We start from the raw sequence: 12,439 nt of genomic DNA, 5'->3' as shown, positions 1-12,439 counted from the left end.
AAAGATAAGGGGGAGAGAGCATGTTCCTCAAACGCTTGGACGTTGTAGGATTTAAGTCTTTCGCAGAGAAAATTTCAATGGACTTTGTACCAGGTGTAACCGCAGTCGTAGGGCCGAACGGAAGTGGAAAAAGTAATATAACAGATGCGATTCGTTGGGTGCTTGGCGAACAGTCCGCCAAATCATTGCGCGGGGCGAAAATGGAGGATATTATCTTTTCCGGAAGCGATTCAAGAAAGCCTTTGAATTTTGCTGAGGTATCTTTAACCCTTGATAACGTAACAAATTCTTTACCCATTGATTTTCATGAAGTCAGTATTACAAGAAGAGTGTACAGATCGGGTGACAGTGAATTTTTAATTAATAATCAGCCCTGTCGTTTAAAGGATATCATCGATTTATTTATGGATTCAGGCCTCGGCCGCGAAGCCTTTTCGATTATTAGCCAGGGGAAAGTAGAAGAAATATTAAGCAGTAAGGCGGAAGAAAGACGCGTTATTTTTGAAGAAGCAGCTGGTGTTTTAAAATATAAAACGCGTAAAAAGAAAGCCGAGCAAAAGCTTGCTGAAACACAGGAAAATTTAAATCGTGTTCAAGATATTCTTTATGAATTAGAAGGTCAGGTAGAGCCGTTAAAAATTCAATCGTCGCTTGCTAAAGAGTTTTTGGCGAAAAAGGAAGAGCTAGAGCAAATTGAAGTGAGCTTAACAGTTTATGAAATTGAAGAGCTTCACCGAAAATGGGAAAAGCTATCTCATGAGTTAGAAGAGCATACGCTAAGAAAAGAGCAAATGGCAAGCGAACTGCATCAAAAGGAAGCAGCTCTACAGGAACTGCGCCAGAAAACAGCTAGTTTAGATGCAACGATGAATGATTTACAAGCGATTCTTTTAACATCAAGTGAAGATCTTGAAAAGTTAGAAGGTAGAAAAGAAGTATTAAAAGAACGGAAGAAAAATGCGACACAGAATAAAGTTCAACTTGAAAAGTCCATCGAAGAGGCTAAAACATTTATCGCTCGTTTAGAGGTGGATAAAGAAGCTCAAGTCATTTTGGTTCGTGAATTAGAAAACGAAGTAAAGAACTTGCAGTCGCGCTTGCAGGAAAAGCAACAAACCCTAGGTTCTTTTCAAACGAATATTGAGGCGACGATTGAACTTCATAAAAGTGATTATATTGAATGGCTAAATAAGCAAGCGACAGCGAAAAACGAAAAGCAGTATTTAGCGCAGCAGCTGGAGCAGCATGCTTATAAAAATGAGAGACTAGATAATGATAATGCGAAGTATTTAACGGAAAGAACGTCAATCGTGAAGCAAAAACAGCAGCATGAAGCGGAATTGCATGAGATGGCGCTTGAGTTAGAAAAGCATGTGGCTCGTTATCGTAATCAGGAAAAGCAACTAGAAGAAACGAAGGATCGCTATCAAAAGCAAGAAACGAAACTATATAAAGCGTATCAATTTTTACAGCAAGCGAAGGCGCGTAAAGAGTTGTTAGAGGAAATGGAAGAAGAGTATGCAGGATTCTTCCAAGGTGTAAAAGAAATATTAAAAGCAAAAGCTTCTTTGCAAGGCATTGAAGGGGCCGTTGCGGAGTTGATTACAGTGCCAAAAAGCTATCAAACGGCGATTGAGATTGCACTTGGCGCGGCGATGCAGCATGTTGTTGTTCGTGAAGAAGAACATGCACGTCAGGCGATTAGCTTTTTAAAGAAAAATGGTTATGGCCGGGCTACTTTTTTACCACTCTCCGTAATAAAAGGTAGAGAAGTGCCCCAGTCTCAATTGAAACTGCTTCAAAACCACCCAGCTTTTATTGGTACTGCTGCCCAATTAATAGACTATGAAGTGAAATATGCAGAGATTGTAACCAATTTGCTTGGAACGGTCGTTATTACACGTGATTTAAAAGGAGCAAATGAGCTGGCTAAATTAGTCGGTCACCGTTATCGTTTTGTAACGCTTGATGGGGATGTTGTAAATCCTGGTGGTTCGATGACAGGGGGGGCACTTAAGCAAAAATCCTCATCCTTATTATCGCGAAAAGCGGAATTAGAGGAACTAAAAAATAAGCTTGTCGATATGGAAGCGAAAACAAATCAATTAGAACGTGAAGTTCGGGAGCTAAAAGCTGAAATCACGCAGCAAGAAGAACGTTTATCAGAAATGAAGCAATCGGGTGAGTCATTGCGAGAAAAAGAGCAATTACTGAAAAGTAAATTTCGAGAAATTGAATTACAAGAAAAGAATATTAATGACCGTCTTCATTTATATGATTTAGATAAAACACAACTCATAGAGGAAGAGCAGCAAAGAACGGCCCGTCTTGAAGAGTTGGAGAACATTATCGTATCTTGTGCAGAGGAGCTTAGTCGACTGGATGAAACGATTGCTCAATTGACGGAGCGAAAGGAAACACAGCAATCATCAAAAGAAATCCTCCTAGAAGAGATGGGGGAGCTGAAAGTAACGCTTGCTTCCAAACGAGAACAGCTTCGTAACCAAAAGGAGAATATGGCTCGTCTTGAGGAAGATTGGCTTATGACACAAACGAAGCTTGCTGAATATGAGGATGACTGGTCGCTTTTAACGAATGAAATGAGTGATAGTTCAAGCGGAGAAGAACGATTAGAGGATGCTGCAAAAGAGCAGTTTGCACTGAAAAATGAAACGATTGAAAAAATTTCGGTTACACGTCAAGAAAAAGAGAGTTTGCAAACGAAGCTTGAGGATATGGAGCTCGATTTAAAAGAGCAAAATCGTCAATATAAAGGCATTGCAGAAAGCGTCAAAGATGAAGAAGTGAAGTTGAATCGACTTGATGTGGAGCTTGAAAATCGACTTTCTAAGCTGCGAGAGGAATATCTTTTAAGCTATGAGGCTGCAAAAGAGAAGTATCCGTTAACATTGCCGGTTGAAGAAGCGAAGAAACACGTCAAGCTCATTAAATTGGCGATTGACGAGTTAGGAAACGTTAACTTAGGGGCAATTGATGAGTACGAGCGTGTATCAGAGCGCTATGAATTTTTACTTAATCAAAAGGATGACTTGCAGCAAGCGAAAGATACCCTTCTTCAAGTAATTCATGAAATGGATGAAGAGATGACGCGGCGCTTTTCTGAGACCTTTTATGCGATTCGTGATCAATTTGGACAAGTGTTTAAAGCGCTATTTGGCGGAGGGCGTGCTGAATTAAAGTTAACGGATTCGCTGAATTTGTTGGAAACAGGTGTCGAGATTGTCGCTCAGCCTCCTGGGAAGAAATTGCAAAATTTAAGTTTATTATCAGGTGGAGAACGAGCACTGACTGCGATTGCCTTGCTGTTTTCCATTTTAAAAGTGCGTCCGGTGCCATTTTGTGTGCTTGATGAAGTTGAAGCAGCGCTGGATGAAGCGAATATCACACGTTTTAGTCAATTTTTGCGTAAGTTCAGCGAAGAAACGCAATTTATTGTCATTACACATCGTAAGGGTACGATGGAAGGTGCGGATGTGTTATATGGCATTACGATGCAAGAATCAGGTGTTTCAAGGCTTGTTTCTGTACGAATTGAAGAGACAGAAGAAGTAGCAAGAGTATAACAGAAGGAAGTGACACAATGAGTTTTTTTAAGAAGCTGAAAGAGAAATTTGTAGGTGCGAAAACTGAAAATGTAACACCAGAATCTACTGAACAACTGGAAGCGAATGAACAGTTGGAGCTGAACGAACAAGTAGCGTTGAATGAGCAGCCGGAAGTGAAGGCAGAGATTGAAAAGAAGAAAGAGCAGATTTCAATCGGAGAGAAGTTTAAACAAGGTTTAGCGAAGACACGTAATGCCTTCTCAAGCCGAGTCAATGATTTAGTCGCACGCTATCGTAAAGTGGATGAAGAATTCTTCGAAGAGCTTGAAGAAATTTTAATTCAAGCAGATGTCGGCTTTGATACGGTGATGGAGCTTGTCGATGAATTAAAAATGGAAGTAAAGCGCCGCAATATTTCAGATACAAAAGAAGTGCAAGATGTTATTTCTGAGAAATTAGTCGACATTTACCAAGGCGGAGATGAAGAGCAATCTGAGTTGAACATTGAAAAAGATGGCTTAACGGTTATTTTATTCGTTGGTGTGAATGGCGTTGGGAAAACGACAACAATTGGAAAAATGGCTCATAAGTTTAAAGAGGAAGGCAAGTCGGTCGTATTAGCAGCGGGTGATACGTTCCGTGCCGGTGCCATTGATCAATTAGAAGTATGGGGCGAGCGTGTTGGCGTCGATGTTATTAAACAAGGAGAGGGCTCTGATCCGGCGGCGGTTATGTTTGATGCGATTCAAGCAGCAAAAGCACGCGGTGCGGATATTTTGATTTGTGATACGGCAGGCCGTTTACAAAACAAAGTGAACTTGATGAAAGAGCTTGAAAAAGTAAAACGAGTGATTGAGCGTGAAGTACCTGGTGCGCCACATGAAGTATTATTAGTGTTAGATGCAACAACAGGACAAAATGCATTAATTCAAGCAAAAACCTTTAAAGAGGCAACGAATGTATCAGGCATTGTGCTAACAAAGCTTGATGGAACAGCAAAAGGGGGAATCGTGTTAGCGATTCGAAATGAATTAGCGATTCCGGTTAAGTTTGTTGGATTAGGTGAGAAAATGGATGATTTGCAAGAGTTCGATGCAGAGAAATATGTGTACGGATTGTTTGCAGACCTTATTGAAAAAGCAGAATAATTATATGAAAACGAAAGTCAGAAGGGTGTTTCCTTTCTGGCTTTTTTTCATATTCTAAAAAGTTTTTGTATACTTTTTTATTTTTTCGTTCGTCTATTTTATAGAGAGAAACAAAAGGGGGAGTTCGTTTGTCAAATATAGCACGTCAAGTAGCCGCCAGTTTGTTGTTTTTAATGGCTTTTATGCTTTTTCCATTGCTGGCTGCTGCTGAGCAACCGAAGATTAGTATTTCAATTGAGGAAGGGTTAGGTGGATATGCGAAGCGTTCGACGGCGCTGCCTGTCAAAGTTGAAATAGAGAATAAAGGAGAAGCGTTTAGTGGAACGTTGTTGCTTCAGTTTCAAGCAACCTATCAGTTAGGAGGCTCGCAAGCCATCCGAGTTGAACTGCCAAAGGGAAGTGTGAAAACATATTCTGTTACCTTACCTGCATATACAGATGAGAATTATTCTTCGTCTGCAGTTCAACAAACCATTCATTTATATGAGGGGGATTGGAAGAAAGGGAAGGAAGTAGCGTTTAAAGGGACGAAAGTGATTGCACCTAAATTCGTCGATTCGGGGGAAGTACAGATTGGTATATTAAGTGAAAAGTATGATCGTCTAAAAGAATGGCGTGTACTGCCTTCCTCTCCAATGAATACATTAGATTTAACAAAGGGAGATTTACCAAATGAGGCGAGAGGATACGATGTGCTCACATATTTAATTATCGATGAATTTTCCATGAGCACACTCAATCATGAGCAACAGGAAGCCATTGCTGAATGGGTTCAAAACGGAGGGGTTTTGATTGCTGGTGCAACACCGAATGCCAGTCAGCAATATGATACACTTTATAATTTATTACCGATGAAGTCGACTAAAGAGCTAATGGTTAGTAGTGCTTTTTTAGGAACTGGTAAGCAAGCACCTTCTTTTAAGCAGATTCCTAGTTTTGTTGGGGAAGTTGAAAAAGAGGCAGATATTGTGGTGAAGAGTGATAATCATCCAGTCGTCGTAAAAAAAGAGTTTGGAAGCGGGGTGATTATCCAAACAAGTTTTTCACTTGGAGATGAACCACTATCTTCTTGGAGTAAGTACGGGGCTTGGGTTGAGTCGACTTTACTTACATTAACAACGAATGATCCTTATAAGCGAATGGATAATCTTTTAAATAATTTAGAGTGGGAATTGTCGGAACCGAATAAATGGTTTGATAATACAAACTTTTCCACAGGTCAATTAATTCTCTTATTAATTGTCTATTTACTTATTTTAATCCCGCTCTTATATGTGGTCCTTAAGAAATTAGATAAACGCGAGCATGCGTGGTGGAGTATTCCGGTTATAGCAGTTATTAGCTCAGTCGTCATTTTTGCGTTCGGAGCAAAAGATCGAATCGCTCAGCCTCAATTAAATCAGCTTGGTATTTATCAAGTGAATCATCAACAGGTAACGGGCATTCAATCTAATGTGTTACTTTCGAATAAAAGCGGGGACTATAAGCTATCTTTTGCAAAGGATGAAATGCTTGCTTTGCCATCTGTACCGGACTCTTCTTTAGGCAATCCGCTTCGAGCTCCAGTTGTCGAAGAAAAAGTGAAGGAAATAGCGATTGAATTTCCAGGAGTCGAATATTGGTCAACACGTTCGCTAGTGGGGCGCATTTCTCAAAAACAAGCTGGTGAATTTAAGACCGATTTGAAAGTGGAAAATAAAAAACTAGCAGGAACTATTGTGAACAATTTGAACTACGATTTTGAGGAAATCATGATTGTGTCAGGCAACCAGAAATGGGCTTTAGGGGCGTTAAAAAAAGGAGAAACGCTAACTGTTAACCAAAAGCTAAAAACGGATCTTTTAATGCGTCCTACGATAAGTTTTTCATCGAGCATGCATACGTGGACCCCTGGACAAAAAGTGGATTGGAATCAAGTACGGAACGACCAATTATTATATCTTGCCGGACAGTATTTCTTTAACGGACAAGCAGCAGATAATGCACCTGTCATTATTGGCTTGACGAAGGATCAAGTGACGGAATTGAAATTAGAAAATGAAAAGATGAAAGAACATAATAATAATGTGATTTTCCAAACCTTTGAAGCGGATACGACTTTATCAGGGAAAGTTAGTTTTCCAAAAGAAATGTTTCCGTGGAGACTTGAAACAATCAAGGGTCATTATGAAGCAGATATGAATGTTACACCTCCTTCTTATTGGTTGGAAGTGGGAGAGTATGAGGCGTATGCTGAAATGCCAGCTGTCATGAAAGATCCATCTTTTAAAGCTTCGAAGCTAACGATTAAATGGACGGATTCTACGCTTCAGTATGCACTATACAATACGAAAAAAGGTAAATATGAACAAATAGATGGAACGGAACGAATTTTGACGCTTGAAGGGAGTAAGAAGATTAACGCTTATCTTTCTGCGGATGGTGAACTAAAAGTGAAGCTCGTGAAAAAGCAAGATCCTAATGGTGCCGAAAATCGTTTACCGGTTATTACTGTTGATGGGGAGGTTACACCGTGATTGAAATTATTGGATTGACAAAACAATATGGGAAATTTACGGCGCTGGATCATTTAGATTTGCATATTGGTGAAGGAACCGTGTTTGGTTTTGTAGGTCAAAATGGGGCAGGGAAGTCTACCACTTTCTCCATTTTAGCGACATTGCTTGCACCGACTTCTGGAACAGCCTTTGTCAATGGCTACAATATTTTAAAAGACCCAAAGAAGGTTCGAGAGCAAATCGGCTATATGCCCGATTTCTTTGGTGTATACGATCAATTAAAGGCAGAAGAGTATCTCGATTTTTACGGAGCAAGCTATGGTATCTCTGTCAATGAACGAAAGAAATTGATTCCACAGCTTTTAGAGCTTGTGAATTTAACCGATAAACGCGATTCGTATGTTGATTTATTATCACGTGGAATGAAGCAGCGTCTTTGTTTAGCTCGCAGTTTAATTCATGATCCGGAAGTACTTATTTTAGATGAGCCCGCGTCTGGTTTAGATCCGCGTGCGCGTATTGAAATGCGGGAGATTTTAAAAGAATTAAAAGCTATGGGCAAAACGATTTTGATTTCATCGCATATTTTACCGGAGCTTGCGGAAATGTGTGATGTCATTGGCATTATTGATCAAGGGAAGTTAAAGGCACAAGGCTCTGTTGCGGAAATCCAGGAGAAATTGCAAGGTGCTAAGAGCATGATGGTAAAGGTGAATCGTAATATTGAGCGTGCGTTTGCATTTTTTGAAGACAATCCAGATATTAGTGAAATCGAGCGTCATGAGGATGGAGCGAGCATTCAGTTTTTGTTTAAAGGCAATGCGGAGGCGCAGCAGCAATTATTGAAGGCTTGCATTATGCAAGAGCTCGACTTAGTTAGTTTCGCCGAAATCGAAACCGATTTAGAAGATGTGTTTATGGAAATTACGAATGGGGGGATGGAGTCATGAAAAGCTGGCTGATGAATCCCGTATTAAATAAAGAATTCAAGCTTCGCTTTCGTTCTTTAAAAAGTTTTCTTGGTGTTTTATTTTATGTGCTGGCAATCGGCATCATCGTGATTGGAATGATTTTCGTACAGCAGTTGAGCAGTATGGGCGGGGTGAACCCAGAACAAAGTCGTGAGCTATTTATGATGTTATCCGTGTTGCAGTTTGCGTTAATTATTTTTATTACGCCAGGCTTAACGGCAGGTGTCATTAGCAGTGAGCGAGAGCGGCAAACGTTGAATATTTTATTAACGACATCGCAAAGCTCCAGCAGTATTATCATTGGAAAGCTCGTGTCCTCGGTCGCTTTTTTACTATTGTTAATCATTGCAAGTCTGCCTTTGTATAGCATTGTCTTTTTATATGGAGGGATTTCACCGCGTGAGCTATTAACGGTGTTTGCGTTAAATGTTTTTACCGTCTTTGTGGTTGGCAGTTTAGGTGTGATGTTTTCGACGTTTATTCGCAAAACGATTGCAGCAATGGTTACAACATATGGAGTGATGTTATTTCTTGTTGGGGGAACGGGCTTTTTGGCGCTAATTGCGACAAGCTTTACGCAAATGAGTCAGACAGGAACACCAACTACGAATATACTCGTCTATCTTTTGGCGATGTTTAATACACCAATTACACTTGTAAATTTGTTTCAACCGAGCATCGGTGAAGAAATTGCACGAATGTCGGGAGTGTCTTTTCCACTTTGGATTGCTCATCTTATTTCTTATACATTTATTTTTATTACGGCAATTGTACTTAGTGTTCGAAAGCTCCGTCCAAAAATGAAAGCGAAGAAATGAGGGACGAGGTGATGGAAGAAAAGAAGCAGTTTGAAAATCTTGTGAAGCCTGTGCAGCGTCAGCTTTTTTGGATTTTAATTGGAAGAGAAGTACAATGGTTTCTTCTTGCAGCGAGCATTTGGGCGTTTCTCCCTTTTCTTATTACAAGAGTCATTGTTTTCCCCTTTATGCTGCATTTCTTAGCGATTGGGTGGCTTATGCTTGGAATTGTGTTGATCTATCGCATTTGGAAGAAGAGGCCGTCGTTTAAGGCGGCTTCGCTTCTTTTTAATCAATATGTGCCAGATGATCGCGTGTTAACAGCTTTTTCTTTTTTAGATAAAGAAGGAGAACTAGAAAGATTACAGCTTCGTGATGCACTTCGTCAAATGAAAGTAAATGAAGCAAGTGTTTTGAAGCGAAAGAAGAAAATATGGTACCCAAAATGGTTGATGATAGCTTTCTTATTCGCAGGAGTTGCGACTCTTTCAGCTTTGTTCCCCAATGAATTGATGCACGAAGCGAAAGAAGTGGAAAAAGTTGCAAAAGTGATGAAAGAGGTTGAAAAGAAAGCAGAGGAAAAAGTGAAGGAAACAAAGGACCCAGTGGCCAAAAAGGCGCTAGAAGAGGCAAAGAAGAAGCTAGCCGAAGTGAAAGAGCCGGATGAGGCGCTAAAGGAATTAGAGAAGTTGTCCAAACAGCTTAACCTCCAAGCGATGAAGCAAAAGGAAACACAGAAACAGCTAGATAATTGGCAAAAGCAAGCCAATGAGGCTGGTTTAAAGGATTTAGCTCAGTTTCTTGAACAAAAGGATTTGGAGAAGTTAGAAAAAGAGTTGAACAAGTTGAATGAAAAGTGGGAGGAGCTACCGAAAGAACAGCAAGAGGCATTAAGTGAAGTAACGAATCAAAACGAGAAGTTAACAGAAGAACAGCTTACAGCGCTCGCTGAACAATTAAAAGAAGCGATTCAATCTGGACAGCTGTCTAAACAATTAGCGAATGCTAGTCAGCAAGTCCAACAAGTTAGTCAAAATTTACAGCAACAAATGAAAAATAACGGAATGACACCAACGCAAATAGGAAGCGGTACCCCGGGAAATAATCAGAACTCTGCTTCATCTTCTTCTAATAATTCAACGGGCAATCAAAAAAGCAATCAAACTAGTAATAGTCAAAACGGCAGTGGTTCCGGAAGCGGCAGCGGTGGTTCAGGTTCAGGAGCTGGTTCCGGCTCAGGCTCAGGTGGCAGTGGTTCGGGTAGTGGATCAGGATCGGGCAACGGCCAAGGAAGCGGTGCTGGACTTGGACAAGGGTCACGGGAACTATTAACGATTCCTGAAGAAATAGAAGGAAAGCAAAATGTCGAATCCGATAGCGGGGAACTTGGAGAAGGAAGCAGCCAACAGCAAACGACCAATGAAGGCCCTGTGTTAAAGGGGAATGTGCGTAATTATCAAGAGGTCTATGAGCAATATGGTGAGTCGTATCGAGAAAGTACGGAGCGCCTGAAGCTGCCCACTGATTTAACGGATATTGTTAAAAATTATTATGACCAAATCGATCCAGAAAGGTAGTGGAAATATGTCAGATAAAGAGATGCAGTTTATGAAAGCACAACAGATCGTAGAAGACGTTAAAAAAGAGATTGCCCGTTTTATCGTTGGACAGGAGGATATCGTTGAACAAGTACTTTGGAGTATTTTTGCAGGAGGGCATGTGCTATTAGAAGGGTTACCGGGTCTTGGAAAAACGATGCTCGTTCGGACCATTTCAGAAAGTATGGATTTAAGCTTTTCACGCATTCAGTTTACCCCGGATTTAATGCCGGCAGATATTACAGGAACGATGCTGCTTCAGCCCGATGAAGGTGGAAAACAGCACTTTGCCTTTCATAGAGGGCCCTTGTTTTCACATATTGTGTTAGCCGATGAAATCAATCGCGCCACACCAAAAACCCAAAGTGCATTGCTTGAAGCGATGGGAGAGCAAACGGTGACAGTGATGGGAGAAACGAAACAGCTTGAGCGGCCGTTTTTTGTATTAGCGACGCAAAACCCGATTGATTTAGAAGGTACTTATCCTCTGCCTGAGGCGCAAATGGACCGTTTTATTTGTAAAATTCTTGTCGGTTATCCTTCCAAGGAAGAATTAAGGGAAATTATGAAGCGTACGACTGGTACGGAGTCGATTTCCATTGAAAAGGTCGCTTCGATGGAGGATGTATTATTTTTACAAAGTCTATCAAAAGAGGTGCTTCTATCAGAGGAAATGCTAGATTATGCGATTGATATTGTTACGATGACGCATCCAGATGCACAAGCAGCACCAGAAATTGTACAGAAATATGTGCAGTATGGCAGCGGTCCCCGTGGCTTACAAAGCTTAATTAAAATGGCGAAAACAAGAGCGCTATTTGCAGGGCGTTATCATGTATCGGCGGGAGATTTGAAGCAAACAGCGATTCCGGTGTTACGCCACCGCTTGCTATTGAATTTTGAAGCAGAAGCAAGTGGCATTCAGGCAGATCACGTTCTTGCTGAAATTGTGGAAGCGGCGTATACGTTAGGCAAAGGATCATCTGCATCATGATAGCATCTTCTTTTTTAGAAAGGCTGCAAAAGAAACGGCTGCTTGTGAAAACACGAAAGCGCGGTATGCATAAAGGTTCCAGGCAATCTAGCGCGTTTGGTTCATCGCTTGAGTTTTCCGATTTTCGGGTTTATCAGCCAGGAGATGATGTACGTCAAATTGATTGGAATGTGTACGGCAGAACACAAAAGCATTATATTAAACGATTTTTGGACGAACAGGAAGTAGCGATTGCAATCTATCTTGATATGAGTTCATCGATGCGCACGTATAGCGGGAAGTGGGATCTTGCTCGTTTATGTGCCGCCGCGCTTAGCCATATTGTACTTTCTAGCGAAGATCGACTTTCTTTTGTTCCATTCGCTTCAACAAATATACAGCCGATTCGCCGTAAAGGAGCGGTGTATCGGAAGCAGGTTTTTCATGAGATTCAACGTTTAGAAGAAAGGGAGAGTACAACTGCTTTTTTTGCACAATTAAGTCAACAAATATTGAAGAATCAACAGTTAGCCATTCTTCTTACCGATGGATTAGAGCCGTTAGATGTCATAGAAGCAGCGTTAAAAAAGCTGCGCTCGGTGAAGCAGGAGGTTTGGTTGTTTCAGCTATTAGCTGAGGAAGAAATGAAACCAAGCTATAGTGGTGACGTGAAGCTGGTTGATAGTGAATCGGCAGGAACGGTAAATATCAGTATGAATCCTCTGTTAATTGAAAACTATCAAAGACGTTTAAACGATCATAATCAGCAACTCGAAGCGATTTGTCGTACACTCGGTTGTCGATATTTCCTTATGAACGGCGAGAAAGACATTCAAACGATTTTGTTTCATGATTTACCGAGACAAGGGTTTATGAATTGAGGTGAGA

The 12,439-nt window shown here is 40.7% G+C and carries 8 protein-coding genes; all 8 read left to right on the top strand.

What is annotated here, in order from left to right:
- Positions 1 to 20: 20 nt before the first annotated feature.
- The 8 genes from smc (at position 21) to D1953_RS07770 (ending at position 12,432) form a co-directional block, all read left to right on the top strand.
- Positions 21 to 3,584 (top strand): chromosome segregation protein SMC, encoded by a 3,564-nt coding sequence (smc, locus tag D1953_RS07805; protein WP_119116597.1) that lies wholly within the window; start codon positions 21 to 23, stop codon positions 3,582 to 3,584.
- A 17-nt stretch (positions 3,585 to 3,601) separates the two neighbouring features.
- The gene (ftsY, locus tag D1953_RS07800; RefSeq protein ID WP_119116596.1) at positions 3,602 to 4,714 is read left to right on the top strand and encodes a signal recognition particle-docking protein FtsY; all 1,113 of its coding nucleotides are present in this window, start codon (positions 3,602 to 3,604) and stop codon (positions 4,712 to 4,714) included.
- Positions 4,715 to 4,842: 128 nt separating this feature from the next.
- The gene (locus D1953_RS07795; RefSeq protein WP_119116595.1) at positions 4,843 to 7,230 is read left to right on the top strand and encodes a hypothetical protein; all 2,388 of its coding nucleotides are present in this window, start codon (positions 4,843 to 4,845) and stop codon (positions 7,228 to 7,230) included.
- Positions 7,227 to 8,162, top strand: coding sequence for an ABC transporter ATP-binding protein (locus D1953_RS07790; RefSeq protein WP_119116594.1), 936 nt, complete (start codon positions 7,227 to 7,229; stop codon positions 8,160 to 8,162). The genes D1953_RS07795 and D1953_RS07790 overlap by 4 nt, the downstream gene beginning before the upstream one ends.
- A complete protein-coding gene (locus D1953_RS07785) occupies positions 8,159 to 9,001 on the top strand; it encodes an ABC transporter permease (protein WP_119116593.1) in 843 nt (280 codons plus the stop codon). Before D1953_RS07790 ends, D1953_RS07785 begins: the two co-directional genes overlap by 4 nt.
- A gap of 11 nt (positions 9,002 to 9,012) precedes the next feature.
- Positions 9,013 to 10,557 (top strand): hypothetical protein, encoded by a 1,545-nt coding sequence (locus D1953_RS07780; RefSeq protein WP_119116592.1) that lies wholly within the window; start codon positions 9,013 to 9,015, stop codon positions 10,555 to 10,557.
- 7 nt (positions 10,558 to 10,564) lie between these two features.
- Positions 10,565 to 11,572 carry an AAA family ATPase gene (locus D1953_RS07775; RefSeq protein ID WP_119116591.1) on the top strand — a complete coding sequence of 336 codons (1,008 nt, stop codon included), beginning with the start codon at positions 10,565 to 10,567 and terminating at the stop codon, positions 11,570 to 11,572.
- On the top strand, positions 11,569 to 12,432 hold the full coding sequence (locus D1953_RS07770) for a DUF58 domain-containing protein (protein WP_119116590.1): 864 nt from the start codon (positions 11,569 to 11,571) through the stop codon (positions 12,430 to 12,432). Before D1953_RS07775 ends, D1953_RS07770 begins: the two co-directional genes overlap by 4 nt.
- Positions 12,433 to 12,439: the final 7 nt, after the last annotated feature.

The organism is Peribacillus asahii, from assembly GCF_003570725.1.
Classification (GTDB): domain Bacteria; phylum Bacillota; class Bacilli; order Bacillales; family DSM-1321; genus Peribacillus; species Peribacillus asahii.
The sequence above is the reverse complement of the archived record's forward strand: the minus strand, read 5'-3'. Positions and strand labels throughout refer to the sequence as shown.